Annotated in this window: 27 protein-coding genes; 15 read left to right on the plus strand and 12 right to left on the minus strand. The window is 48.4% G+C overall.

Features of this window, described 5'->3' with window-relative positions:
- Positions 1-19 precede the first annotated feature (19 nt).
- From ACN08W_RS01825 to ccsB, 5 genes are all read left to right on the plus strand, one after another.
- Positions 20-700: a histidine phosphatase family protein gene (locus tag ACN08W_RS01825; protein ID WP_419106585.1), complete on the plus strand. Its 681-nt coding sequence runs from the start codon at positions 20-22 to the stop codon at positions 698-700.
- Positions 701-765: 65 nt separating this feature from the next.
- Positions 766-1380, plus strand: coding sequence for a TlpA family protein disulfide reductase (locus ACN08W_RS01830; protein ID WP_419106584.1), 615 nt, complete (start codon positions 766-768; stop codon positions 1378-1380).
- Entirely contained in the window at positions 1377-2129 is a 753-nt protein-coding gene (locus ACN08W_RS01835) for a cytochrome c biogenesis CcdA family protein (RefSeq protein ID WP_419102826.1), read from the plus strand. Before ACN08W_RS01830 ends, ACN08W_RS01835 begins: the two co-directional genes overlap by 4 nt.
- 15 nt (positions 2130-2144) lie before the next feature.
- The gene (gene resB, locus ACN08W_RS01840; RefSeq protein ID WP_419108641.1) at positions 2145-3752 is read left to right on the plus strand and encodes a cytochrome c biogenesis protein ResB; all 1608 of its coding nucleotides are present in this window, start codon (positions 2145-2147) and stop codon (positions 3750-3752) included.
- A gap of 40 nt (positions 3753-3792) precedes the next feature.
- Positions 3793-4863 (plus strand): c-type cytochrome biogenesis protein CcsB, encoded by a 1071-nt coding sequence (ccsB, locus tag ACN08W_RS01845; protein WP_419102631.1) that lies wholly within the window; start codon positions 3793-3795, stop codon positions 4861-4863.
- A gap of 95 nt (positions 4864-4958) precedes the next feature.
- On the opposite strand, the gene ACN08W_RS01850 is transcribed toward ccsB, so the two are convergent.
- Entirely contained in the window at positions 4959-5321 is a 363-nt protein-coding gene (locus ACN08W_RS01850) for a PLD nuclease N-terminal domain-containing protein (RefSeq protein WP_419108642.1), read from the minus strand.
- A 193-nt stretch (positions 5322-5514) separates the two neighbouring features.
- On the opposite strand from ACN08W_RS01850, the gene ACN08W_RS01855 reads away from it, so the two are divergent.
- The gene (locus ACN08W_RS01855) at positions 5515-5802 is read left to right on the plus strand and encodes a DUF4229 domain-containing protein (RefSeq protein ID WP_419106581.1); all 288 of its coding nucleotides are present in this window, start codon (positions 5515-5517) and stop codon (positions 5800-5802) included.
- A 20-nt stretch (positions 5803-5822) separates the two neighbouring features.
- On the opposite strand, the gene ACN08W_RS01860 is transcribed toward ACN08W_RS01855, so the two are convergent.
- The 6 genes from ACN08W_RS01860 to gluQRS form a co-directional block, all read right to left on the minus strand.
- Positions 5823-6740 carry a 1,4-dihydroxy-2-naphthoate polyprenyltransferase gene (locus ACN08W_RS01860; protein WP_419102628.1) on the minus strand — a complete coding sequence of 306 codons (918 nt, stop codon included), beginning with the start codon at positions 6738-6740 and terminating at the stop codon, positions 5823-5825.
- A 110-nt stretch (positions 6741-6850) separates the two neighbouring features.
- The gene (locus tag ACN08W_RS01865; protein ID WP_419108643.1) at positions 6851-8059 is read right to left on the minus strand and encodes an AMP-binding protein; all 1209 of its coding nucleotides are present in this window, start codon (positions 8057-8059) and stop codon (positions 6851-6853) included.
- 104 nt (positions 8060-8163) lie between these two features.
- Positions 8164-9117: a 1,4-dihydroxy-2-naphthoyl-CoA synthase gene (locus ACN08W_RS01870; protein ID WP_419108644.1), complete on the minus strand. Its 954-nt coding sequence runs from the start codon at positions 9115-9117 to the stop codon at positions 8164-8166.
- Positions 9118-9233: 116 nt separating this feature from the next.
- Complete coding sequence (gene putP, locus ACN08W_RS01875; RefSeq protein WP_419106579.1) at positions 9234-10721, minus strand: sodium/proline symporter PutP; 1488 nt, start codon at positions 10719-10721, stop codon at positions 9234-9236.
- Between the two features lie 215 nt (positions 10722-10936).
- Entirely contained in the window at positions 10937-11917 is a 981-nt protein-coding gene (locus ACN08W_RS01880; RefSeq protein ID WP_419102624.1) for an EamA family transporter, read from the minus strand.
- Positions 11918-11922: 5 nt separating this feature from the next.
- On the minus strand, positions 11923-12891 hold the full coding sequence (gene gluQRS, locus ACN08W_RS01885; protein WP_419108645.1) for a tRNA glutamyl-Q(34) synthetase GluQRS: 969 nt from the start codon (positions 12889-12891) through the stop codon (positions 11923-11925).
- Between the two features lie 132 nt (positions 12892-13023).
- On the opposite strand from gluQRS, the gene ACN08W_RS01890 reads away from it, so the two are divergent.
- Positions 13024-13938 (plus strand): MBL fold metallo-hydrolase, encoded by a 915-nt coding sequence (locus ACN08W_RS01890; protein ID WP_419102622.1) that lies wholly within the window; start codon positions 13024-13026, stop codon positions 13936-13938.
- 69 nt (positions 13939-14007) lie between these two features.
- On the opposite strand, the gene ACN08W_RS01895 is transcribed toward ACN08W_RS01890, so the two are convergent.
- On the minus strand, positions 14008-15090 hold the full coding sequence (locus tag ACN08W_RS01895) for a phosphatase PAP2 family protein (RefSeq protein WP_419108646.1): 1083 nt from the start codon (positions 15088-15090) through the stop codon (positions 14008-14010).
- Positions 15091-15300: 210 nt separating this feature from the next.
- On the opposite strand from ACN08W_RS01895, the gene ACN08W_RS01900 reads away from it, so the two are divergent.
- The 4 genes from ACN08W_RS01900 (at position 15301) to ACN08W_RS01915 (ending at position 19237) form a co-directional block, all read left to right on the plus strand.
- Positions 15301-16329, plus strand: a complete 1029-nt coding sequence (locus ACN08W_RS01900) for an o-succinylbenzoate synthase (protein WP_419108647.1) — start codon at positions 15301-15303, stop codon at positions 16327-16329.
- A 447-nt stretch (positions 16330-16776) separates the two neighbouring features.
- A complete protein-coding gene (locus tag ACN08W_RS01905) occupies positions 16777-16944 on the plus strand; it encodes a hypothetical protein (protein WP_419102619.1) in 168 nt (55 codons plus the stop codon).
- A 188-nt stretch (positions 16945-17132) separates the two neighbouring features.
- Positions 17133-18908 (plus strand): 2-succinyl-5-enolpyruvyl-6-hydroxy-3-cyclohexene-1-carboxylic-acid synthase, encoded by a 1776-nt coding sequence (menD, locus tag ACN08W_RS01910; protein ID WP_419108648.1) that lies wholly within the window; start codon positions 17133-17135, stop codon positions 18906-18908.
- Positions 18863-19237 (plus strand): cupin domain-containing protein, encoded by a 375-nt coding sequence (locus ACN08W_RS01915; protein WP_419102617.1) that lies wholly within the window; start codon positions 18863-18865, stop codon positions 19235-19237. The genes menD and ACN08W_RS01915 overlap by 46 nt, the downstream gene beginning before the upstream one ends.
- A 26-nt stretch (positions 19238-19263) precedes the next feature.
- Here ACN08W_RS01915 and ACN08W_RS01920 read toward each other — a convergent pair whose 3' ends face one another.
- The 3 genes from ACN08W_RS01920 to ACN08W_RS01930 form a co-directional block, all read right to left on the minus strand.
- On the minus strand, positions 19264-20034 hold the full coding sequence (locus tag ACN08W_RS01920; RefSeq protein WP_419102616.1) for an amino acid ABC transporter ATP-binding protein: 771 nt from the start codon (positions 20032-20034) through the stop codon (positions 19264-19266).
- Between the two features lie 19 nt (positions 20035-20053).
- Entirely contained in the window at positions 20054-20848 is a 795-nt protein-coding gene (locus tag ACN08W_RS01925; protein ID WP_419102615.1) for an amino acid ABC transporter permease, read from the minus strand.
- Positions 20849-20925: 77 nt separating this feature from the next.
- Complete coding sequence (locus ACN08W_RS01930; protein ID WP_419106575.1) at positions 20926-21711, minus strand: transporter substrate-binding domain-containing protein; 786 nt, start codon at positions 21709-21711, stop codon at positions 20926-20928.
- Positions 21712-21898: 187 nt separating this feature from the next.
- Between ACN08W_RS01930 and ACN08W_RS01935 the strand changes: the two genes are divergently transcribed.
- From ACN08W_RS01935 to ACN08W_RS01950, 4 genes are all read left to right on the plus strand, one after another.
- Entirely contained in the window at positions 21899-22651 is a 753-nt protein-coding gene (locus ACN08W_RS01935) for a demethylmenaquinone methyltransferase (protein WP_419102613.1), read from the plus strand.
- Positions 22652-22729: 78 nt separating this feature from the next.
- The gene (locus tag ACN08W_RS01940; protein WP_419102825.1) at positions 22730-23767 is read left to right on the plus strand and encodes a polyprenyl synthetase family protein; all 1038 of its coding nucleotides are present in this window, start codon (positions 22730-22732) and stop codon (positions 23765-23767) included.
- A gap of 231 nt (positions 23768-23998) precedes the next feature.
- Positions 23999-25591 carry a sodium-dependent transporter gene (locus ACN08W_RS01945; RefSeq protein WP_419106776.1) on the plus strand — a complete coding sequence of 531 codons (1593 nt, stop codon included), beginning with the start codon at positions 23999-24001 and terminating at the stop codon, positions 25589-25591.
- 3 nt (positions 25592-25594) lie between these two features.
- The gene (locus tag ACN08W_RS01950) at positions 25595-25711 is read left to right on the plus strand and encodes a methionine/alanine import family NSS transporter small subunit (RefSeq protein ID WP_419108649.1); all 117 of its coding nucleotides are present in this window, start codon (positions 25595-25597) and stop codon (positions 25709-25711) included.
- Between the two features lie 115 nt (positions 25712-25826).
- Here ACN08W_RS01950 and rarD read toward each other — a convergent pair whose 3' ends face one another.
- Complete coding sequence (gene rarD / locus ACN08W_RS01955) at positions 25827-26780, minus strand: EamA family transporter RarD (protein WP_419108650.1); 954 nt, start codon at positions 26778-26780, stop codon at positions 25827-25829.
- Positions 26781-26784: the final 4 nt, after the last annotated feature.

Genomic DNA, 26784 nt, shown 5'->3' on the forward strand with positions numbered 1-26784 from the left:
TATTTGAGAGACTAGAACAATGAGCTCACTTCAGGTTAAAGTCCATCTTATGCGCCACGGGGAAGTAGAAAATCCTCAACGTATCGTCTACGGACGTCTACCCAACTACCATCTGAGTCAACGAGGACGCCAAATGGTCCGTTTGAGCGCCGAAGAATTCGCGCAGCGTGCTCATAACGGCGCAAATATTGTCTACCTTGCCTGCTCACCACTGACACGCACTCAAGAATCGGCAGAACCCATCACTGAACTGCTCGGATTAGAAGCACATCACGATCCACGTGTGATTGAAGCAGAAAACTATTTTGAAGGGCTACACGTCAACGCCCAAGAACTGCTCACGCACCCAAAACATTGGGCTAAGCTCTACAATCCGCTACGCCCCTCATGGGGAGAACCCTACCGAGAACAAGTCAAACGTATGGCACAAGCTGTACGCCAAACCGCTCAACACGCCTATGACATCGGGGGAGAGAACGCCGAAGCTATTATCGTCTCTCACCAACTTCCTATCTGGCTCGTCAGACGTAGTATCGAAGGGAAAACACTCCCTCACGACCCTCGAACCAGAGAATGCAACCTCGCCTCCATCACAACCTGCACCTTTAGCGACTTAGACGGTAAAGAACGCCCTCACATCAGCTACAGCGAACCTGCCGCAGCACTCTACAACGGCGTCATACAGTTGCCTGGAACATAACACAGAAAATTTACCTGAACAGTTTTTGCGAATCCCCAGACATTGAGCACACTCGAAAGAACATCATGCTAAACCCTCACCAGAAAACACCGGAACAGCGACTTTCACGCCGTCACCTGCTCAGCTTCGGAGCGGCCGCCGGTGTACTAACACTGAACGCATGCTCATCGTCTGATTCTCTTTCTGCACAAGCAGACGCAGGAGACTCAAAAGGATATATTGCAGGGGATGGCTCTGTGACCGAATTTCCGCCAGAAAAACGAACCGAACCCGTCCACTTCACCGGAACACTCTATGACGGCACCGAAATTACGGCAGAATCCTTAAGAGGAAAACCCATCCTACTTAACTTCTGGTATGCAGGTTGCGCTCCCTGCCGAGCAGAAGCACCCGCTTTGGTTAAACTTCACAAAAAATTTGCTGACAAAGTACATTTTTACGGTGTGAACGTTCGAGATGAAAAAGCAACAGCAGAAGCCTTTGAACGCCGGTTCTCTGTCGAATACCCCAGCTTTGAAGACTCAACAGGAAAAGTGCTCTACGAACTCTCACAAGTTGTCCCCGCACAAGCCGTCCCCACCACCCTCATCATAGACGCCCAAGGCCGTGTCACCTCACGTGTACTAGGACAAATTGACGAATCTATCGTGAGAACACTTCTTGAGGACGCCCAAAAATAGTGAACACTTTCGGAGAAATTATTATCGACGGGTCACTATGGTTAGCCATACCCCTAGCCGTCCTCGCTGGTCTGGTGTCCTTTGCCTCACCCTGCGTCCTACCCCTCGTACCGGGCTACATCGGGTACATGACAGGGCTGTCTGGAAACACCAAAAACATCAACACCAGATACGCCCTAGGGGCAGTGGCTCTCTTTATCCTCGGCTTCTCAACCGTCTTCATTCTTTTAAGCGTTGTCTTCGCACAATTAGGAGCAGCCCCATGGCTTCGAGGGCAACGCTGGGTTGAAATACTTCTCGGAACTTTCGTCATTCTTCTCGGACTAGTTTTCTGGGGCAAAATCCCTTGGCTACAAAGAGAACGCAAACTTGTTCACTCTAAAGCACCCTCAGGCCTTTGGGGAGCACCCCTTCTGGGGCTAACCTTCGGGTTAGGGTGGGCACCCTGTATTGGACCAACCTTTGCTGCCGTACAAACATTGGTCTACCTTGACGGCGCAAATACGGCAAAAGCAATAACACTCACCTTTGCCTATTGCTTAGGTCTAGGCATCCCATTCTTCATCGTCGCATTAGGTATTCTCCGTGGAACACAACGCCTACGCTGGCTTAAACAACACCATCGACGTATCCAACAATGCGGAGCCGTACTACTCATCCTGATCGGAGCGCTCATGATTACTGGAGTATGGAATTCCATGATTTCTTGGATACAAGCCACACTACCTACCTACGAATTACCAATCTAAAACTAAGGGCACACTATGGGAGAACAAACAACATCTCAAGCACCCGCTCTTGGCGTCTGGGGAATGACAAAATGGGCGTGGACGCAACTTACAAAAATGAACACCGCACTATTTCTACTTCTTCTATTAGCAGTAGCAGCGGTTCCTGGGTCGCTCTTCCCACAACGAATACAAGACCCCGTTAAAGTCAACGACTACATCGAAAATCACCCCACGTGGGGACCTATCGCAGATAAAATCCAGCTATTTGACGTCTTCAGCTCCGCATGGTTCTCAGCAATATACCTCTTGCTGTTTATCTCTCTCATTGGATGTGTACTACCACGCGCCAAAAAACACTACCAGATGTGGCGCAAACCTCCAGTACGCACGCCCAAGAACCTCGCACGACTCCCCATCCACCGCACACTAGAAATACCAGCTTCCCTCGAAGAACTCAGCGCACAAGAAGCCATCGATGATGCTGCCCGTATCCTCTCCCGCCGCGGATACAGAGTAGAAACCCACGTTGAAGATCAAGGACGCTACTCCGTCGCCGCAGAACGCGGGTATCTACGCGAAGTCGGAAACATTCTTTTCCACCTATCCATGATTGGTATCCTCATCGGCATCGCCATTGGTTCCCTACTGGGATACAGAGGACAAAAAATCTTGGTTGAAGGCGATACCTTTGTCAACTCTCTCATTAGCTACGATTCTTTTACCCCCGGTACAAACTACAACCCAGACTGGCTCACCCCATACTCTTTAACACTTGAAAACTTTGAGGTTCAATACGACAGACAACGCGAATCTGCCAGCTACGGTTCTGACATTGGTTATGAAGCAACCTTCAAAGTCAACGACCATTCTGGAGAACAACGAAACGAAACGCTCAAAGTCAACGAACCACTATCCATCGACGGAAACAGCATCAACCTTGCCGGCAACGGTTACGCACCCGTTATCAAAGTAACCAACCCCGACGGAACCATCGCTTTTGAAGGCCCTGTCGTAGGACTCACCACCGACCCTAAATACAACTCATCCATCGTACTTAAAGTTCCTGATGCACACCCCGACCAACTAGGTTTTGTTGGAATGTTCCTACCCACCGGAGGATACAACAGTGCTGGAGTTCCTGTATCACTCGACGCTGGACCATATAACCCTACGCTCGTACTACAGTCTTACTACGGTGATTTAGGATTAGACGAAGGCGTCCCACAAAACGTATATATTCTCGACACTTCCAAACTCACCGAGATGAACTCGATGGCTCAACAAAACGGCATCATCCTCACCGCTACTCACACCGAAGAAAATCTGCCAGATGGACGAGGAAAAATCAGTTTTGAGGGGTATAAGCGTTATATTGGTGTAGACATTCACTATGACCCTGGAAAAGGTATTGTTTTCTGGTCATTTGTTCTAGCCTTCACCGGACTGATTATCTCGTTATTTGTCCCTAGACGTCGTGTCTGGGTACGTGCTTATCGAGACGGACAGAACCTCACCGTAGAATATGCTCTACTAGCACGAGGAGAAGACCCACGACTCCTACCGGAAGCTGATAAGCTCACAGAAGCTTTCGCTCGCTGTTGGGAACTAGAATTTAGTGAAGCAGAAGACACCGAAGCATAAAACACTTCACCCCCCCCATACCTGAAGGAAGAACTAGCAGATGATTAACGCATCCCTCGCCCAATGGAGCGAGCTGTTCATGTACATCTCAGCAATTATCTACATGATAGCGTTTATCCTATTCACCGCAGATGTTGCCTCTCACTCACGCACTGTCCGACAACTAGAACAACAGGACAACGCCACTGATCAACCCCTCGAAGCTGCCACAACAGCGCACAAACGCACCTCCTATATTGACAGCAGCGAGAAAGGCACGGGCGCTCGCGGGCTTGGCTATAAGCGCGCTGCAGAACGCAAACTTGAAGGTAAAGTTGCGGATAGCTCAATGCGTTGGGGTACTGATACGAGCCCTCGTCGTGCCGCTCGTATCGCAGTTGCCATCATGATTATCGGTGCGTTAGTTCATGCTATTGGTGTGGTGACTCGTGGTATTGCTGCTCACCGTGTTCCGTGGGGAAACATGTATGAGTTCTGTACAACTGGTGCGTTAGTTGTTTCTACCGTCTTTTTGATTCTTCTGATTTTCCGTGACGTACGTTTTGTGGGAATGTTGGTTTCGGGTCTTGCCCTTATTATGATGTGTGCGGCAACGATTGCATTCCCTACTCCTGTTGGACACCTCAAACCTGCCTTGCAGTCGTATTGGCTTGTTATTCACGTTTCTATTGCTGTTCTTGCTTCAGGTATTTTTACAATTACCTTTGCAATGGCTATTCTTCAGCTTCTGCAGTCTCGTCGTGAAAAAGAAATTATTGCTGGTCAGAAACCTTCAATGCCGTTTATGACGATGGTTCCTTCGTCTCAGACACTAGAGAATTTTGCGTTCCGTCTTAACACCGTTGGTTTTGTGATGTGGACGTTTACTCTGGCAGCTGGCGCTATTTGGGCGCAGAAAGCGTGGAGCCGTTATTGGGGCTGGGACGTGAAAGAAGTATGGACCTTCGTGATCTGGGTTGTCTATGCCGCCTATTTGCACGCTCGAGCAACACGCGGCTGGTCTGGTGCACCTTCTGCATGGCTCTCTATCGTGGGCTATCTATGCATCATCTTTAACTTTACAGTAGTTAATATTTTCTTCTCTGGTTTGCACAGCTACTCGGGACTATAACCGGTAACACCGTATAAGGTGTGATGAGTGTTTAAAAAGCTGTTGGGTTACCACTACTTACTTTTAGTGGTAACCCAACAGCCTTTTAACGTGCATTATGAGGACGTGGAGTCGTGAGAGCCCTCGTCGGGGTTTTCATCGTCAGCGTCTTGTATGGGGGTGGGGTTAGCCTTACCGTCTTTTTCTCTCCTCTGACGTTTGGTACGTGCTTCAAGATATTTGAGGAACTCCTCATCATTATCGGGAGCGTTGGAAGAAACCTGTGAAGCGGCGTGTTTTCCAAAGAACAACCATAATAAGGCTCCAGCAAGCGGGAAGATAAGAATAGCTAAAAACCATACTGGTTTTGGGAAGACTTTAACCCGATGATTTTCCGTACGGATGCAATCTATTAAGGAATAGATGATGATGCCAAGCAGTAGGGCGATAGAGCCGATAATCATTATTGCGCGAACCATAGATATTAGTGTTCCATGGATAGCTGAACAATATCTACTTTATGGGGTGTGATTTTCTGGAAGAAGAAGATACCCTCAACCAGCTATCTTCTCTCAAAGAATTCTTCCTTAAACATTGCTACTTGTACTCCTGAGAGCTATCGAGGGTTTGGTACTGATCGAACAACCAGAAAAGTTCGTTAGACTAGTGTCTATGAACCTGCTCAAATATACTCTTCTCCGTCTTGCCCTCGTTTTTAGTATTAGCTTGATTTGTGTTTGGGCACTTAAAATTGCGGTGCTACTCTCTATTATTTTTGCGCTTCTTATGTCTTTATCGTTGTCGTATCTGTTCTTCCCGAAGCTTCGTGAAGCCGCAGGGGTCGAGGTTGCACAACTGTGGAGGAAACTCTTTCCAACAAAGAACATTAAACATGAAGATACTCTCGTTGAAGATGAGTATGTAGAGAAGATGAAAAAATCACAGGGGCTAGATTTTTAGTCTCGTATGATGCCCTCATATTAGAAACCGGTAAAGGTGGGTGCTTCTACGGTGAATATATCGAGAGTTCCTAAATAAGCAGCAAGTACCAGAAGCAGGCTATATGCAAGAGTAACGAGCCCAGCTTGTTTGAGTACAGGGATGAGCTCTTTGCCGTGAGTCGGAGCTAGTACCACAAAACATGAGTGAAGTACCGGCCCGATGAGAATAAAAACCAGCATGTACCAAGGGTTTTCTGGTACGAGTATGAGAGTAATAGCTAGGGCACAGAGCATCTCAAGAACATAGATTCTGCGCGACCACTTCTGCCCAAAACGTACAGCTAGAGTATATTTTCCGCTTTCTTTATCGGTTGGGATATCGCGGATATTATTGGCCATCAATAATGCGCAAGAGAATAATCCAATAGATATTGCGCTCACCCAGCCGGTAGTACTTAAATGGGCGCTTTGGGTAAAGAGCGTACCAACTGTAGCAACAAGACCAAAATAGATAAAAACGTAGAGGTCTCCTAACCCCATATACCCATAGGGTCGTTTACCTCCGGTATATCCCCATGCTGCAAAGACAGCTGATGCTCCAATAGCTAAAAACCACCATTGTTGCGCGAGGAATACAAGGTAGAATCCAGCAATCATAGATAACGCAAAACAACTAAAAGCCGCGTATTTAACATGGCTCGGTTTCGCTACACCTGAACCTACCAGACGTAATGGGCCAACTCTTATCTCATCTGTTCCTTTGATACCATCTGAATAATCATTGGCATAGTTGACGCCTACTTGGAGAAAAAAGGCGACAAGAAAAGCAAGAAAAGCTCTGAACGGGTCAAACTTTCCTAATTCAAACGCTGCAACTGAACCGGCAATAATGGGTGCCACAGCTAGCGGCAAGGTGCGTAGACGCGCCCCCTCAATCCATTGAGCCGGAGTAGCCACGTATTATTCCTTTCTTGCGGTACAACATCTAGTGGTGCTAAAGCACCTCTCATTCTCTCATACTGAACGAAACAGGAGTTGTTCTTCTGCAATCCTTGATGAAGAAAAAGTTATTGACCTGATCCTTCATGCAATAGCGTATGGAGCGCTTCTCGATCTGGTTTTCCTGTGGAAAGTAGAGGCAAAGTGCTGATAACTCGGAGATATTTAGGACGCTGTGCAGGTTCTAGATTCTGGCATAACTGCTGCAATTGGGGAGATAATCGTGCCGGTGATTCTTCAGGGGCGTAAACGACGCACCCTACTGCTTGCCCCCATCGTCGGTGAGGAACTGGAAAAACAAAAGCAGAAACGACCGCAGGATGAGATTCTAAACATTGTGCAATAGGTGCGGGCGAAATTTTTACTCCACCGCTAATGATGATGTCATCGGCTCGACCGTGAACCTCTAAAAACCCTTGTGATAAAGAGCCAATGTCGTCGGTGCGGTACCATCGTGTTCCGTTGTTATCGCACCAAAAATGTTGCGCGGTACGCTGTGGTTGGTCAAGATACCCGTGTGCAATATGTTTGCCGCCTAACCAGATTCTGCCTACCGTATCTTCTGGATGCTGTGTTTCGATACGAAGCTGAGTTGATGACAGAGGACGACCGTTATAGACGCAACCGCCCGCTGTTTCTGCACTTCCATAGGTGGTGAATATCTTAAGCTGATACTTTTGCGCTTGTTCACGTAACGCGATAGAAGCTGGTGCGCCGCCTAGAAGAATACCGCAGAACCCTTGTAAGAGTTCAAGGAGCTCTGGAAACCGTTGTACATCATCAAGAAGCTGTTGTAACTGGGTTGGTACAAGTGACACCATCTTTTTCTCGGCTGTCATTGAGCGTGCACTGTTCAGAAAATCTTCACTGCTAAATCGTGTGTTGTATCTGATGGAATTGGTTACGATGGGGGAGGTTCCATTGAGGACGGAGCGAACGAGTACCTGTGCTCCGGCAATATAGTGCACGGGCAAACATAACAACCATTGTGAATACTGGCTACCGGTTGCTTCAGCTGTTGCTTGAGCAGAATGTAATAAGGCTGCACGACTGAGCATCGTGGTTTTAGGTGTTCCTGTGGAGCCTGATGTGCCCACTAAAAGCGCAATATCTTCTGGATTCTGAGGTTCTATGCTGAAGAACTTTTCAAAGAACTGGATGATATCTGCTGGTGAATGTGCTTGTGGACGCTGTGCATCTAAATGTAGAGATTGTGAGATATCGGGGTGCGGCAGATAAAACGGTTTTAAACGTGACGGGTCAAAACGGTTGGTCATAGGGTGTTCTCTACAATGCTTTCTACGCGTGTTGATATAAGAAGACCTCAACGGAGGCTCTGCCCCTCACAGAGCAGTGACAGAGCCTCCATTGAGGTATCAGATTAGAAGTAGTAAGGGTACTCTTCCCATCGTGGTTCACGCTTTTCTAGGAATGCATCTCGTCCTTCTACCGCTTCGTCGGTCATATAGGCTAGGCGGGTAGCTTCTCCTGCGAAGACTTGTTGTCCGAGCAGACCGTCGTCGGGAAGGTTGAACGCAAACTTGAGCATACGAATAGCTTGGGGGGATTGTCGAGCAATATGCGCTGCATATTCTAGCCCTTTACGTTCTAGCTCTTGGTGGGGTACAACTTCATTGACTGCACCCATCTCGTACATTCTTTGAGCGTTGTATTCTCGTGCGAGGAAGAAAATTTCACGAGCATTTTTTTGTCCGATTTGACGTGCGAGTAGAGCCGAACCATAGCCGGCGTCGAACGATCCGACGGTAGCGTCAGTCTGTTTGAACTTACCGTATTCTTCGGATGCGATGGTGAGATCTGCAACGACGTGGAGGGAATGTCCTCCGCCGGCAGCCCACCCTGAGACGAGAGCAATAACCACTTTGGGCATGGTGCGGATGAGTCGTTGAACTTCGAGGATGTGGAGTCGCCCTGCGCGTGCTGGGTCGATACTTTCTGCGGTGTCGCCATCGGCGTAATGGTAGCCGTCACGTCCGCGGATACGTTGGTCACCGCCGGAGCAGAATGCCCAACCGCCGTCTTTGGGGGAGGGGCCATTGCCGGTTAGGAGTACCGTTCCGACGCTAGAGGTCATGCGAGCGTGGTCGAGTGCGCGGTAAAGTTCATCAACGGTGTGTGGGCGAAAAGCGTTGCGTACTTCTGGGCGGTTGAACGCGATACGTACGGCGGGGAGGTCTTTGATGTAGTTGCCGTTGTCGTCACGGAGTACTTGTCGATGGTAGGTGATGTCAGTGCAATCTTCGAAGCCTTCGACGGTGCGCCATTGTTGAGGGTCAAAAATATCAGATACGGTTTCGGGCAGTGTATAGGTCATGGGTTTAGTCTACCGTTGCGTTCTGTATCTTGGCTGGAAGATGAAGGATAAAGAACAGCTCAGGCGGATACCACTGGTGTTTAGTGGTACCCGCCTGAGCTGTATGGTGAGAAGTTTTAGTTCTTTGCTGCTAATGCTGCGGCGTCGAACTCTTGTTCAATCTCTGGGTTGGGTGAGTATGTTGCGTAGGAGATGACTACCGCAAATACGAGGTTAACGATGAAACCTGGAGCAATTTCGTAGAAAGTGCTGGATAGAGCTTCGTTGTTTCCCCAAATAAACACGGTGATAGTTCCTGCGATGAGTCCGGCAATAGCTCCCCAGTTGGTGAGTTTTTTCCAGAAGAGAGACAGTAAGACGATGGGGCCGAAGGCTGCACCGAATCCTGCCCATGCGAAGGATACTAGTTCGAGGATGGAGCTATTGGGGTTCCATGCGAGTATTGCTGCAATGATAGAGACAACGAGTACACCCATGCGTCCGAGCCATAGTCCTTTTGCTGCTTCGAGTGGTTTTTGTGTGACGACTCCGTAGAGGTCTTCGGCAAGGGCTGAAGAGCAGACAACGAGCTGTGAGGAGAGGGTTGACATGATTGCGGCGAGTACTGCTGCAAGAATGAAACCTGAGACGAAAGAAGGTAGCAGTATCTGTGACATATCGAGGAATACAGATTCTGCGTTTTTGGCGTCGGTGAGTGCTGCATCAGGGTGTTTTGCAAAGTATGCGATACCGATAAGTCCTGATGAGCAGGCTCCGATGACGGTGAGAACCATCCAGCCGATGCCGATACGTCGTCCTGCGATTGCGTCTTTCGGGGTGCGTAGTGCCATGAAGCGCACGATAATGTGTGGCTGCCCAAAGTATCCTAGACCCCATGCTGATGCGGAGAGGATTCCGATGAAAGATGTTCCTGCGAAGAGTGAAAGTGCGGTGGGGTTGACCGCTGAAATGGTTTCGTATGCTCCGCTAGGACCGCCTACATAGAATAGTGCCAAGATAGGCATGAGGATGAGCGCACCTAGCATGAGGAATCCTTGAACCATGTCGGTGTAGGATGCGCCGAGGAATCCACCAAAGAGTGTGTAGAGGACGGTAATTCCTGCGATGAGCAGCATGCCGATATGGAAGTCTAGCCCGAAGGATGAAGCGAAGAACTTTCCGCCTGCTACCATGCCGGAGGATGCGTAGAAGGTGAAGAAGATGAGGATGATGAGGGATGAGATGATACGTAGGAGTTTGGTGTTGTCTCGTAGTCTGTTGTGGAAGAAGACTGGTACGGTAACGGAGTTTCGAGAGATTTCGGTGTAGCTACGTAGTCGTGGTGCGACAACTTTCCAGTTGATCCATGCGCCGATGGTTAGTCCGATGGCAATCCATGCTTCTGCTAGTCCTGCGACGTATAGTGCGCCGGGTAGACCCATGAGGAGCCAGCCTGACATGTCGGATGCACCTGCGGAGAGTGCGGCGGTGGTAGGGGAGAGGGATCTGCCGCCGAGGACGTAATCATCGAGGTTGTTGTTTTTAGTTTTTGCCCAGAGCCCGATGGCTATCATGCCGGCGAAGTAGATGACCAGCGCGGCAATCTGGAATGTAGTGTTGCTCATTGAGGAGCCCCCTAGAGAATTGGGTATGTGATGTACGTAATAATAGCGGTAGACCTGAGTGGTTAACAGTTCACCTGTAGGTGTTCGGGTCAAATTTACTGTTAAGAATAACCGAATAGAACATTTAAGAAAAACTTATTTTTAGTATATGAGAAAACGCGCTGACCCCTTGCCAAAAGTCAGCGCGTTGACCCTACTCTTCGAACAACCTAGACCTATTTGAGGTCTTTACTAATCACTGGCAACTGCTGAGTACGAGTAGAAACCACCACATCAAGTATCGCAGTATTAGCCGAAATCCTAATAGCTGACTTATTCGTCTGCCAGACCAATAACGCACCAGAACACGCAATTAAGACGATGCCAACATACGCCCAAATAGACAGTACCTGACCCAAAAGAAGCGTCCCAATAATTGCGCCATTCACCGGATCCAAACTAAATAACACACCAATAACCGCCGGTGAGGTAATACGACCAGCAATTGCATCAAAGGAATACGTTACGACAACGCCAAGGAAGCCAACCATGACCAATAAGAACCAGCCATTGAGATCTACTCGTGAAAATGACGGAGCAGACCACGGAGTCAATAACAACGCTGAGAAACAAATAGATAGAGATAAGCCTTTGAGCCCACTTACCGCAGGAGAACCTTTAGTGCCAAGATGAGCAGATAAGAACGTGTACCCACCCATGCACGTTGCACTCATCACCGCAAAAAGATAGCCAATAAGATGGCTACTTTCAAAAGTAGGCCCAGCAATAAGCGCAACACCAATTAATGCACCTAGAGAGATGAAACTATCTCGAACACGTTTAACACCTAAAAGGGAAATAGCAAAAGCGCCTAGATATTCGACGGTTACTGCAATTCCTAATGGAATATAGCTAACCGCCATATAAAAACTTCCGGTCATGAGCGAAACAACAAGACCGTATAACAACACTTGTGGCCAGTCAGAAGCTTTAAGCGCAAATGGGTTAGGGCGAACAATCAAAAAGAGAATGACTGCCGCAACCGCCATACGCATTCCCGTGACCGCAATGGGGGTGAAATGCTGGAAAAGGTCTGAAGCGAAAGCGGTAGACACTTGCAGACTGATTGAGCCGAGCATCACGAGAGCTAGAGCAGCAGTTCCGCGGTGCTCAGAGGGAATTTTTGCTGCTAGGGCATCTACGGTGAACTTAGCCAATACCACTATCCTTTCACAAACGGGTCAATAACAACCCAGGGCTGCTGACGTATCAGCTGGGGGGAAAATACTGTGAGCATCTCTGAAGCATTCTTTGGCAAAAGACCACCATGCTGAGGGTCTAACCGCGGAAGCGGAATAGAAGAAGCAATGAGTCGTCCAATCTCATCGATGCTCACACCTTGGTGATATAACTCTGAGACAGTAACAGCGCCATCTCGTTTTGCAAGGCGCTGACCGGCACTATTGAGCGCTAAAGGAACGTGTGCGTACTGCACAGGAGAATATCCTAAAAGCTGCGCAAGATACGCCTGTCGTGGGGCTGAAGGAAGTAAATCATCACCTCGAACAACCTGCGTTACCCCTTGAAAATCGTCGTCAATTACTACCGCTAGGTTATATGCAATAGTTCCATCGTTGCGCACTAAGACAAAATCATCAACTACACCTGTGTATTCTCCGTAAAAAAAGTCATGAACCGTATATTGAGAGCATTGAGAACGTAACCTCAATGCGGGGGTACGCACCTCTCGTCGGGCAACACGCTCATCATCTGAGATGGAGCGACATGTTCCGGGGTAAGCCCCTGGAGCAGCATGCGGAGCAGTGGTTGCTTGCTGAATTTCTTTACGAGTACAAAAACACTCATAGACCAGATGCTGTTCTTTAAGCTTTTCAACCGCTTGAAGATATGCTTCTTGGCGTGTGGACTGGTAAAGCACCTCACCGGTATAGGTAATACCCAATTGAGCAAGGTCGTGTAGCTGTCGTTGAGCAGCTCCTTCACGAACACGATCAAGGTCTTCGACACGCATGACCATATCTCCGCCTTGGCTATGAGCCATAAGCCACGCTAAAAGAGCGGTTCGCAAGTTCCCTAAATGTAAATCTCCAGAGGGGGAAGGAGCGTACCGTCCGCGTATAGGGGGCGTCGATGTTGTACCTGTTGAAGGAAAATTGCCGAAGTCTATCACGGTCTATATCGTATCTGTCTTATGAATAATTGGGGGCAAAGCCTCATAAAATGCTGTGAGATGTATTGCGACATGGCATTTTATCGGTATAGAACACAGCATATATAGCATATTGCAAGTACCGTAGAACACATGGCACGTACAAATGAAATATCAGATGGTGTGTACCTTATCAGCACGGATAATTACCGTCTGAACTCGGGTCTCATCGTCGGTGCGGAAAAAGCTATGCTCATCGATACGGGAGCAGGCCCCCGTCAGGGAGCAGAGATTCTGCGTGCTGTTCGACGCATTACCGAACTTCCTCTGACGATTGTGAGCACGCACGCTCATTTTGACCGTTTTATGGGAAACGCTGTTTTTGAGGCTGATGGTGCACAAGATTTTTGGGCGCACCCTCGAGCTGCACGAGCTATTGAACTTTATGGCAATCTACAGCGTTCATATGTTGAAGTTCTTGAACCAGAGATGGCTCATCAAGAAGGACCTAATACGCATCTTGTGGTTCCTCAACGACTCTTACCGGGAGACGGAACCCGCGCTTCATTTACTCGAGTTGAGTTAGGTGATCGTGCAGTAACACTCTTCTATTTGGGACTGGCACATACTGATTCGGACGTGTTGGTCGGTGTAGATGACGTTCTCTTCACCGGAGACGTCGTAGAACAAGGTTCTGACCCCGCTTTTGACGACTCTTACCCGCAACTATGGGTATCGACTCTGCGTCATTTAGCTGAGCTTGATAGATATCGAGTATTTGTTCCCGGCCATGGTATCCCCGTAGAACGTACCTTTATTGTTCGTATGGCAGATACCATGCAAGATGCAATTGACCGTATTAAAGGTTCTGCCTTAAATACGAGTGCTGGCGTGGCTACTGCCGCAATGTACCAGCTACCGTATTCTGGCGGGGCAACTCGTATTCTTCTTGACCGTATGAAGTGGTTAGAAAACCAAGAAGATAAAGGTCGAGGTTTGAGCCAAGTGACTTTTGATGACCACCCAAGTGGTCTAACCGGACCTATTACGACCGGTCGTAGCTTATAGTCCTTGAGCATATAGCTCAAATAGGTGGGGTGGTACAGAACATTAGAGTTCTGTACCACCCCACCTATTTTAGTAAGTCCAGACTTTAGTGTAATAGGGTGAGCGTACTTTATTCTGCGGTCTTAAAAGTGCAACAAGCCATGAAGTGCTAAAAGAGATGACGGTGAGAATCATGCAGGTTGCGGCACTGAGAGCACAGCCGGGGAATGGCGAATAGATTGTGATAGCGTAGAGCGCCAAAGAACAGAACCCGAGGAAAAACCCGGCAATATTTAATAAGGGGATAAGAATGAGTCCGCTACGTTGAGTGTTGCTCATATCAAGTTCTTCGGAACGGACAAAACGTAGAATCGCTAGACCAATCACCGTCCAGAGGGATACCAAGAGCACCGCTGTGATGACGTCTGCTGGTCGATGCCAACCGTTGACGATGGTAGAAAATCCTGTGGCTGTTGTGAGGATTGCAGAGATTAAAGCCACGATCGGACGAAGTTTTTTAGGCGCCGCTAAGAAAAGGGCAGAACCCGCGGCTGCCGCAACGGTGGTATGCCCTGACGGGGCAGAGTTGAGGACCGCTTCTTGGATGCCATAATCCGGTTTGGTGATGAGATGGTATTTGAGTAGATATGCTGAGATATAGGAACAGGTGGCAATGCTAAGACCTATCAGCGAAGGTACAAAACGATGCTTCCAGATAATGACGAAGAATAGCCCAATGACAGCGCTGATTGCGGCAACGGTTGGAATGAAGTTAAGTATTCTTTCGGTAGGTTGCTGGTAATCGGTGAGTTGGTAGGAGAACTCTGTAAAAGAAATTTCGTCTAAGCGTTGGCCAATTCTGGTTTTGATGAAGAAGTAAAAAAATCCAATGAGCGCACTACCTAGAAGAATGAATACAAAAAGATGTTGCACCATTGCCCAGAATGTGGGGCGTGTGCGCCGTAGGTTGCTGGGTGTGAGTTCTCTGAGTGCTGATGTGTTGAGGGCGGGGGATTGTTCTTTGGAGTGCTGTGGTACTGGGGTGGTTGGTAGAACCTGAGTTATCTGATCGCCATGATGCGGTTGGCGGGGCTGTTCTTCTCTGTGCATAAGAGTGCGTGAACTGCCTTTCTGCTGGTCTACGGTGTGGTCAAGGTGTTTGAGAACCACCATTATTGTTGCAGAAAGTTTTGAAGTTTTCCTGACAAAATGGTGTGCGTTTCATAAAGCCTGTTCCTAGGTGAGGGTTTATCGGAATACTTGGTGGTCGATGGGGCATCTGATGGCAGGCCTTGGTGCTTGTACGAGTTAGATTATGGTTGTCGGCGATTAGCTATGATGGGGGATACGGAACTGTTGTCTTTGGTATAAGAAGTGAGCTTTATGGAACCCTCTTTATCGTCTTTATGGAAGATGGATACGTTGCCACAACTTTCGGAGGTGCTTGCTCATAGTGTTGTGGTGCAGATACCGATGCGAGTGAAGTTTAGAGGTGTTCATTTCCGTCAGACAATGTTGTTTGAGGGAGAGTCTGGCTGGGGTGAGTTTGCACCATTTGTGGAGTACCCACCAGAGGAATCTGCGCATTGGTTGGCTTCGGCTTTAGAGTCTGCGTGGTTAGGTTTTCCTGAGCCGATACGTTCTGTTATTCCGGTCAATTCGACTCTTCCTGCGGTGGATGCTGAGCAGGTTCCTAGTGTTCTGGAACGTTATCAGGGTGATATTCGTGAGGTCAAAATCAAGGTTGCGGAGCGAGGGCAGAGCTTAGCTGAGGACATTGCACGAGTTAGTGCTGTACACCGGTATGCTCCTGATGCGCGTTTAAAAGTTGACGCTAACGGTGGTTGGACCCTTGAGGAAGCGTTTGAGGCAATACAACGTCTTGAAGAGTTTGAGCTGTTGTATGTGGAACAGCCTGTTGCGTCGGTGGATGAGTTGGTGCTTCTACGTGATCGTTTGAATGCAGCTGGTATTAGTACGCTCATCGCTGCTGATGAGTCGGTGCGTAAGGCACAGGATCCTTTGTATGTAGCGGAGCGTGGTGCTGCTGATGTTTTGATTCTTAAGGCGGCTCCTTTGGGCGGCGTGCGACGTGCCCTCAATATTTGTGAGCAGGCTGGGTTGCCTGTGGTGGTCTCTTCGGCTTTAGAAAGTTCTGTGGGGATTCGTTCTGGCGTTGCGTTGGCGGCTTCTTTGCCGGAGCTTCCTTTTGGTTGTGGGTTGGGGACAGTGTCTTTAATGTCTGCTGATGTTACGCGGGATTCATTATGTGCTCGTGACGGGATAATTCCTGTGCGTGATGTTGAGGTGGACGAGAGGCTCGTTTCTTCTGTGCTGGTGGATGATGATACCCGTCGTTGGTGGCATGAGAGAGTTCGTGCTTGTTATCGGGTGATAGAGGAACGTTTGTGACCCAATGGCGTCTTATATGACAATGATGTGAATAAAGTCACCATATTTTTTGGGTGTTTATTTTGACGATATATAAAAGATAAAAAATCCTTGTTTTTAATAGCTACAGTATTTTATTTATCTGTCTGATATTTTTCGTCAAGGTGTCTTGATGTTGATGTTTTAGCTCTAATCTGAAAGATGTGAATGCTCAAGATGGCAGGTGAAGGCTTTTTGTTTTCTTTAAGATTGCAACAAAATCTTATAAATGGGGGACAAAAACAGTCTCATATTCGCAAAATCTGACACTTTTGTCCCCATAGAGGTCTACAGGTGGGGGCATAATTGTGTTACTGTGGTTTTCGCAAGATAAATGCTTCACGGCAAAGAGGTCTTGGACGCATTCGAAGTTGGATGCCCCCAAATACCAGCGCCAATGCGTCAACCACGATATTAGAGGTAAAGAAAATGTTTCTATTACAGTCTTCCCCTAAAACCATAAAATCACACTCAGTAAGCACCAAACTCGTCAAGAATTTCAAACAGATTTTCATGACCCCTGAACTCACTGAAGAAGAACGCTGGGACCTCTATTATGACTACTCTGCGGTAACAGCCAAAACTGCCTCTTCATAAGGCAATAATGGCAACATTATCACGAGCACTTTAATGCATGATGAGGGGTGCTTTATTAAAGTAAAGGAACTTTAATAAAGCACCCCTCATGTAGATTAAAAACCTTTCTACGCATCAATCACTCCACAATATTCTCCATAAAAACTCAACTTTTCGCGCACTCTCACTAGAGACAGTAGAATAGCAACGTGACTTCAGCTGACGACAATGCTCCCATCCCAGAATCGCTTATCAGCGCAATTTCTGTTCTCGACTCGCTCGTTCGCGCTGGCATGGAACATATCGTACTCTGCCCAGGCTCACGTAGCGCTCCCCTTGCCTATGCTATTGCTGCCCTCGAACAAGAGAACATTCTGCGTGCCCATATCCGCCTTGACGAACGAAGCGCCAGCTTCCTCGCGTTAGGAATAGCGAAAGCAACACAACGCCCAGTCGGTATCGTCACAACATCAGGAACGGCAGTAGGAGAACTGCTCCCTGCAATGATGGAAGCCTTCCATAGCGGAATTCCTCTCCTCGCGTTAACAGCAGACCGGCCTCAACAGCTGCGTGGTACTGGCGCTAACCAAACCACCTACCAGCCCGGTATTTTTACCTCATTTGTACGAGCACAAGCAGACCTCACCGCATATCCAGAGTCGCCGGCGGGAGAACAAACTCAACAATTCTCAGAAGTTCTTGCCGTACTCAGCGGACGAGACCCAGAAAATTGGAATCACTCCTCTAACACCCCTATCGGGCCGGCGCATATCAACCTTTGCTTTGATACTCCGCTGACTCCACCTGCCGGTAGTGCGCCACTTTTGACTCAATGGGCTAACAGCCTCAAAAAACGTCAAGAATATATCTCTATCCCGCGCAACGACACCACCCTAGAATCTTTCCTGTCAGAAGATTATCGACCACACAACTCCTATAAAACAGTTGTGATTGCAGGAGACGGGGCTGGCCCTATTGCTGAACAATTTGCGAGAAAGCTTTCCTTGCCTCTGCTGGCTGAACCATCTTCACAAGCCCGCTATGGCGAAACAGCTATTGAGGCATACCCGAAGGTCCTTGAAAGCTCATTAAGTGAAGAAATAGAACGCGTCGTTCTCTTCGGGCACCCGACTCTGACCCGTCAAATCGCTGCGTTGCTTCATCGTCAAGACGTTCAACGGGCCGTATATATGAACGAGCCTGTTAGCTGGTGTGAACCCAAAAAACGTGATGAGACAATCTGCACAACCTTGATGGATCTAGCAGAGTTCTCAGGGTACGGTGTCGGGCAAACCGTTCATAGCTCTCAAAGTTGGCTGTATCGGTGGAAAGAATCTGGCAGAGATTTTCGTCAGCGACTCATAAAAGATCTTGAAAGCTACCGCCATACCGGAGAATCTGACCAACGGCTAAGCGGAATGTCTTTAGCGCTCGAAGCGTGGGAAAATGCTCTCGAACATCATGAAATCCTTGTTTGTGGTTCTTCAAATATTATTCGTGACCTCGACCTTATTGCACCGAGTAAGTCGCACGCACCCCGCGTGTACGCCTCTCGTGGATTAGCTGGAATTGACGGAATGGTCGCTACTGCAAGCGGTATTTCTCTGGGTGGGTACGGGAGAGATACCGAGTATTCGTCCTCTGAATCTGCTGACCCCGTGCGCCTTATCTGCGGAGATTTAACCTATCTCTATGACGCGTCCTCTTTAAACATCGGCCCACACGAGCTAACTCCTCGGCTGCATATTGACGTTCTTGACGATTGTGGGGGCGGTATTTTCGCAACCCTTGAACACGGAACGCTTGCGCAAGATTCTGCGTATGCTCACACCGTAGAACGATTCTTTAGAACACCTCATCGTGTTCGACTCGAAGACCTCGCTCATGCTTATCAACTTCCCGAAGGAATGAGCGTCACTATCCATCATGTGGAGGACTCATGGCAGGAACACATCAAGGGCAAGCCCTCTTCTTCAACGGACTAACAGAATTACTGCAACCGTCAGAACATAAGGGGAGAGCGCAAAAAATTGTGGATGCCCAAGGTGCTAGTGTGACGCTTCTTGAGCTAGCACCGGGACAACGTTGGAAAGAACACCACAGCGTTCACCCTATTATTGTGCAAGTACTCAAAGGGCACGTACGCTTTACTGTTCGTGGGCAGACCCGCACATTATCTCCCGGGCAGGTGATCCATCTGACGGATCACCTTCTTCACCAAGTAGATGCCGATACTTCAGCAACAGTGATGGTCATTATGCTGACCGGCGAGAACCCTGACCCAAAAGTTCAGGTTCCCGCCGAACAGCTATAAGATTCAGCAGCGGCTCTTTCTTATCGTTATTGAGGGCGAGCCTGCGTCGGGTGAAGAACACGAGATAAGAAGTCTTGGGTTCTCTCTTGCTGTGGAGCGCCAATAACCTGTGAGGCTGGGCCTTCTTCGACGACTACACCTTGATCCATAAAGATGACGCGGTCCGCAACATCTCGTGCAAAGTCCATCTCGTGGGTTACGACCATCATCGTCATACCTTCTTCAGCAAGTTCTCGCATGATGGTGAGTACTTCGCCGACGGTTTCGGGGTCCAAAGCTGAGGTGGGTTCGTCAAAGAGTATGAGCTGAGGGTTCATCGAGAGGGCCCTAGCAATAGCGACTCGTTGCTGTTGCCCACCGGATAATTGCTCGGGGTATCGCTGTGCTTTATCTGCCAGACCAACTTTTTCAAGGTTTTTAAGTGCGATGTCCTTGGCTTGTTGTTTGTCTCGTTTAAGAACTTTTTGCTGTGCAACAGTACAATTTTCAAGGACTGTCAGATGAGGGAAAAGGTTGAATTGCTGAAAAACCATGCCAACTGTTTGTCGTAGTGCGTTGATATCAACGTCTGGACTCAAGACGTTGTGCCCAGCAACAACGATGGTTCCTTGTTCAGGAGTTTCGAGAAGGTTAACGCATCGTAATAGCGTTGATTTACCAGAGCCTGAAGGGCCAATGAGGCAGAGAACTTCTCCGGGGTGAACCTCAAGGTTGATGCCTTTGAGGACTTCTACAGCGCCATAGGATTTGTGCAGGTCAGAGATATGAACTGATGATGCGGGGTGTTGGGTCGTCATAGTAATCTTTCGATACGAGTTAGCGTCGTGTTGTGGTGTTGAAACGAGATTCAAAATAGCGTGCAAGGAAACCTAAAGGAATAGTAATCAATAGGTAGCAGAATCCTGCGACCACGAGAGGGGTAAGTCCCGCGTTTGCTGCAGAGAGACCTTCACGCCCAAATTTTGCTAATTCGTATTCTGAGATAGACATGCCAAGGAGATAAACCAGCGAAGAGTCTTTAGTTAGGAGGATGATTTCGTTTGTTAACGGGGGCAGTACGATGCGGAAGGCTTGGGGGATGATAATGGTGACCATTGCACGGGGGTGGGACATTCCAAGAGAGCGTGCTGCTTCGTATTGTCCGCTGGGCACTGCTTGTAGCCCTGCTCTGAGTACTTCACCAATGTATGCTGCAGAAACAATTCCTAATGCCAACATGATGGTGATATAGCTGTTAAACCTTACGTGGAATGCGAGGGGAATGCCGTACCCGAAGGCGAGGAATACTAATAGTGCTGGTATACCGCGGAAAAGTTCAATATAAATTGATGCTATCCAACGGTAAGGAGCGATAGATGATATTTTCATCAGTGCTAAAACGATACCTAGTGATAGTCCTAAGCTAAACCCTAGCGCCGTATAAATAATAGTATTTTTGAGCGCCACGGTGATGACCGACGGAAATTGCTCTGCGATAACAGTTGGGTTGAAAACTTGTTTGTAGAGGGTATGCCAGTCTGCTAAGGCAATGAGCACTAAAACGATGATTGCTAGTGCTGCATATTGAGCGTATCTGCTGTAGGTTTGTTTTTGACGTAAGGTCAATGCCATGGAATGTCCTTTATTCCCCGTGCGTTAGAGAGTGAGGTGCCTGAGAGCACCGCTTAGAATATGGTGTGGTTCGCGGGCTACTTTTGGGTGGAGACTCCGAGCCATTTTTCTTGAAGTTTGGCTAGTTCACCGTTGTCTTTGAGAGTGGTGATAACATCATTTGCTTCGTCGAGAAGTTTTTGGTTGTCGGTGGCGACCGCTGCAGCAATTTCTTCGTGAGTGTTAATTTCTTCTGCGACTTTTAGAGAGTTGTCTGAAGTGAGTGCTTGAGAAATGACGGAGATATTGGCAATGACAGCTTGTGCCTGTCCTGTTTGTAGAGCTTGAATCATCAACGCTGCGTCTTCATATTGGACGGTGTCTGCTTGATGTTTGTTTGCATATTCTTCTCCAGATGTTGCTTGTTGTACTGCAACTTTTTGGCCTTTGAGGTCACCGGAGTTGGTGATTGTCGAATCTTTGGGGACGAGAATACCGAGGTTGTCGTTGAGGTATGGTTCGGTGAAGCTCATTTTGGTGGCTCGTTCTTCGGTTTTGGTAATGCCGGAGATGGCGATATCGCATTGTCCGGAAGAGAGTGCTACGCCTGAGTCAAGCCCTTCAAATCCAGTGTTAGAGATGTTGAGTTTGAGTTTGAGCTTGTCGGCAATGGCTTGTGCAATATCCATATCGTATCCAACAATTTTTCCGTCTTGTTCGAACTCGAAGGGTTTATAGGGGCTGTTGGTGCATACCGTGAGTTCACCGCTGGTAACGAGTTTTGGGTCACCTTCTGCGGTGGTTGAGTGTGTGGATTGGCATCCGGTGAGTGTTAGGGCGGTGAGTGCGAGGATGGTGGCTGTGGTGGAGAGTGTCTTTTTCATGGTGTGTTCCTTGAGGCAAGCTGTTGTTGGTTGACGCGTTATGCATGGTGTGTGCTCAACGGTGTTAAACATCCTAACGCAAAATTATGCATAGTAGTGTAAAAACATGCAATAGTGGGGAATGTGTCGAGACTAACGCAACAGCAAGGTTTTTTCAGTCCTTTAGCAAGAACATACGAGTGCCGAGATGAGCTTTCAACGAAACCATGAAACAATAGCAGATGTGAACCGAGCAGACCTTGATAAAAAAACAGCAGATATTGCCGCAATGTTCGATGGCGTTGCCGACCGCTACGACCTCATGAACGGCATCGCATCCCTAGGTCAACACATCTACTGGCGAAAACAAACAGTCGCTGCACTCAACGTTGCACCAGGACAAAAAATACTCGATATCGCAGCAGGTACCGGCACCTCCTCCGAGCCTCTCGCTGACCGTGGAGCAGAAGTCATCGCAGCAGACCTCTCAGAAGGAATGCTTGCCGTAGGACGTCGCCGTCGACCCGACATCTGCTTTATGCAAGCAGACGTCACTCAACTACCCTTCGATGACGAATCATTCGACGCTGTCACCATGTCATACGGATTACGCAACGTCGCCCAATATCAGCGGGCACTACAAGAGCTCTACCGAGTCACCAAGCCCGGCGGCAGAATCGTCCTCCTCGAATTCTCAACACCCACATGGAAACCCTTCCGAACCATCTACCAAAAATACATTATGCGAGCCATTCCACCGGTTGCACGAGTCATCTCTTCTAACCCCGAATCTTATGTTTATCTCGCAGAATCTATATTGGCGTGGCCTACACAAGACGAACTTGCACAAGAATTTATAACAGCCGGATGGGAAAACGTAAAGTACCGCAATCTCAGCGGTGGCATCGTAGCTATACACCGTGGTTTTAAACCCGGTCGAGGCTTTACTATTGAGAAATAACACCCCGTGAGAAAAAAGAGACTACCTACCGTGACAGACCAAAATAAGTCCCCCGAGACGAACACCTGCGAGCCTAGCATGGTAAACGACCTGTTCAACGACATCGCCTACAGCCTCCCCAAAGGCTTCGACATCATCGCCCAAGATGAGCACCTCGGACCTCAAATTCTCGAATCCCTCAACGACATTGAACAACGCCTCTCTAAAGCTGTAACACAAACTTCCCGTATCGCAGACGTTACCTCACGACACCTCCTCAACGCTGGCGGAAAACGTATCAGACCCCTACTGACACTCTTGGCAGCTGCCGCCGGTGGTGGAATCAACGACAAAGTCCTTGACGCCGCAGTCGTCGTTGAACTCACACATCTTGCAACCCTCTATCACGACGACGTCATGGACGACGCCCCCAAACGTCGCGGAGTAGATACTGCACAAAATATCTGGGGTAACTCCGTAGCAATCCTTACCGGAGACCTCATCTTCTCTCGTGCCTCTCTGATTGTCAGTGATCTTGGCGCTCGCCCCATGGCTGTTCAATCTCAAACCTTTGAGCGTCTTGTCCTTGGGCAACTCTTTGAAACTCTTGGCCCAGAACCAGATGAAGATATCCTCAGTCACTACATCAAAGTCATTGAAGGTAAAACAGGGTCTCTCATTGCTGCAGCTGGTTCATATGGCGGTATTCTCTCTGAAGCCCCAGAATCCACTATTCAGGTTCTTGCACGATACGGAGAACTCGTTGGTGTTGCTTTCCAGCTAGCTGACGACGTGCTCGATATTACTGGCGAAGGTAAAAAGTCTGGTAAAACTCCAGGAACAGATTTACGAGAAGGTGTTCCCACTTTACCGACCATTTTGCTTGAGCAAGAAGCTGAACGTGAAGACCGCTCTGCACAAGAGGTCCTTGAGATGATTCGTGGGGATCTTTCCAGTGATGAAGCCTTAGCACAGGCGGTGCAAGCATTATCTGCCCACCCTGTTACGGCACGAGCGTGGAGCATTGCATGCCAATGGGCTGATGATGCAGTAGATGCGCTCAAACCCTTGCCTGATTCAACAGCAAAAGAAGCGCTCATCTCCTTCGCTCACGCTGTTGTTCGCCGTGATTCTTAGGCGATTTATGAGTCCTCAAAGTTAAGACTCCTCTCATCTGAGTATGAGGGGAGTCTTTGCTGTGCACGCCCTCTGTTTATCTCAAATAATGAGAAATGCTGTAGATTGTCGTTATTTTGACAATAAATCTGGCATTGTAAAGAGTAAATTTTTTACGCAAGTGCGTCATATAAGGCAACCTGACGTAAAACACACATGCACACATTGACACAACGACTTGAGGATTACTCCATGGGAGCAACCGCAAAGGCACCAAAGAAACGCGAAAGTTTCTCTAGCCGAAAAGTATTTATCTTCGCCGCTATCGGCTCAGCAGTTGGACTGGGCAATATCTGGCGTTTCCCCTACGTCGCCTATGACCACGGCGGCGGCGCATTTATGATTCCATACCTCGTAGCACTACTGACCGCGGGGCTTCCTTTCCTCTTCTTCGACTACTCCATCGGACACCGCGGACGCGCATCCTCCCCACTAGCGTTCCGCCGACTCAACCGTAAAACCGAATTCATCGGTTGGTGGCATATGGGTATCAACTTCATTATCGCCATCTACTATGCAGCCATCCTTGCATGGTCTTTGCGGTACATGCTCTTCTCCCTCAACAGTAGCTGGGGAGAAGACCCCGCCTCATTCTTCACCGGAGAATTCCTTCACGTAGGAGACCCCGCCCTATCCTTTGACTTCGTTCCAGGAATCCTCATTCCTCTAGCACTCATTTGGGCCGTACTACTTATCGTGATGTCCCTCGGCGTTCAAAAAGGAGTCGGAGCTGCAAACGTTCTCTTTATTCCGCTACTGATTATCATGTTCGTTGTGCTTGTCGGATACTCCCTCACCCTTGAAGGAGCTTTCCAAGGACTTAACGCACTGTTCACCCCTAACTGGGCAGCATTAGCTGACCCTCAGGTGTGGGTCGCCGCCTACGGACAGATTTTCTTCTCGCTCTCTGTCGGCTTCGGCATCATGATTACCTACTCTTCTTACCTCAAACCTAAAGCTGATCTCACCGGCTCTGGTGCTGTTGTGGGATTCTCAAACTCTGGCTTTGAGCTTCTTGCCGGCATCGGTGTCTTCGCAGCATTAGGTTTCATGGCAAACGCTGCAGGAACCGCCGTATCTGAAGTAGCAACCTCCGGTATTGGGCTTGCCTTCATCGCATTCCCCACCATCATCTCTCAAGCCCCTGGTGGAACCGTTATCGGACTGCTCTTCTTCGGATCACTTCTTTTTGCCGGTTTCACCTCCATGATTTCCATCGTGGAAGTTATTGTTGCTGGTGTCCAAGATAAATTTGGAATGGCTCGACGTAACGCGACCGCACTGGTCATCGTGCCTCTCGCACTCATCTCCACAGTCTTCATGTCCACGACCTCAGCCCTATACGTACTAGACATCCTCGACAACTTCGTCAACACTTTCGGTATTCTTGCTGCAGGTCTTGTCGCTATCATCACCGTTGCCTACTTCGTACGTGGCCTACCCACCTTACGCGATCACCTCAACCAACACGGTTCCATCAAAGTGGGTGGACTCTGGATGGCACTACTAGCAGTTATCACTCCACTAGTGCTGGGGTACACCTTGATTACTACCGTTATCAAGCTCATCAACACTCCCTACGAGGGCTACCCCGACTCACTCTTAATCCCGTTCGGATGGGCAATGTCTATTTTGCTCGTGGTCATTGCTGTCGTTATCTCTCGTCTGCCATGGTCAAATAGCTCACGTGCTGCCCTACAGCCACCAGCTCAGCCTGTCAGCGGTGGCGAGGTCATGACCGAATACATCGACCCCACTCGTACTAACGCACAGAAAGAGGCCTAACCAATGGAAACTAGTGCCGTTATGATGATGACAATCTCAATCCTCATGATTTGGGGAGGTCTCGCTGCTGCCACAGTCAACCTCTCTCGTCATCCTGAGGAGGAAGAAGACAGCATCTAAAAGCCGTCTTATCTCAACACACTCTTAAAATGGTTTGGGGTGGGCTCTCATCTGAGAGCCCACCCCAAACCATTATGACGAGCAGAACATACGAAAAACTTATTCTTCCAATAACTTATACAGCTTTAAGAACCGCACGCCTTCTCACCCGTGAAGACCGAATTGCATCAGCAGTAAAGAGTGCAACCGCGATCCACACCAAAATAAAACCAATCCAACGCTCTGCCGTAAGTTGTTCACCAAAAACTAAAATTGCGAGGAAGAACTGAATAGTAGGAGTCATATACTGAATGATTCCTACAAGGCTCAACGGCAGTTTTGATGCAGCATCGGCAAAGAGTAAAAGTGGCAGAGTCGTCAAAATACCTGAGGCTGCAAGAATCCAAAAATGAGCAGTACCCTCCGACAATAACGTCAAATGATGTTGTTGCCACAGAACAGATAACACCACAATAGCTACCGGAGCTAACGCTAACGTCTCAACAGTAAACGCAGCAATCGGTGGTACTTTGCCACCTAACTTATTTTTAACAAGACCATAGAACGCAAAAGTAAAAGCAAGACCCAATCCTAGCCACGGAATCTGCCCATAAAGTACACTCATGACCAGCACTGCAATCGCCGCGATACCGACCGCAACCCATTGAAGTACACGCAACCTCTCCTGTAAGAAGAACACCCCTAAAAGAACGTTAACCAGCGGATTAATAAAATACCCGAGAGAGGCATCAAGAGTATGCCCTGTCGTCGTAGCAATAACATAAAATAACCAGTTCGCACCGATCAGTAGAGCGGCTGCAGAGAGCACAAGAAGGGTTTTGGGACGGCTAAGAACCTGCCAAAATTTCTGATACCCGTGCGGTATAAAACATAGAATGACAGCACAGAACAACAACGAGAAAAGAACACGAATCGAGACAATCTCATAAGGAGTCGCAGGTAGCGTCAACGCGAAATAGAGCGGAAAGGTGCCCCAGATTAGGTATGCACCAATTGCTGAGACGAGGCCAGAACGCGTCCGTGAAGAATGAGAAGCAGTCGAAGTCTGCTGCGTCGAAAAAGAAGACATAAAG

This window comes from Rothia sp. CCM 9419 (assembly GCF_048512815.1).
Lineage (GTDB): Bacteria > Actinomycetota > Actinomycetes > Actinomycetales > Micrococcaceae > Rothia.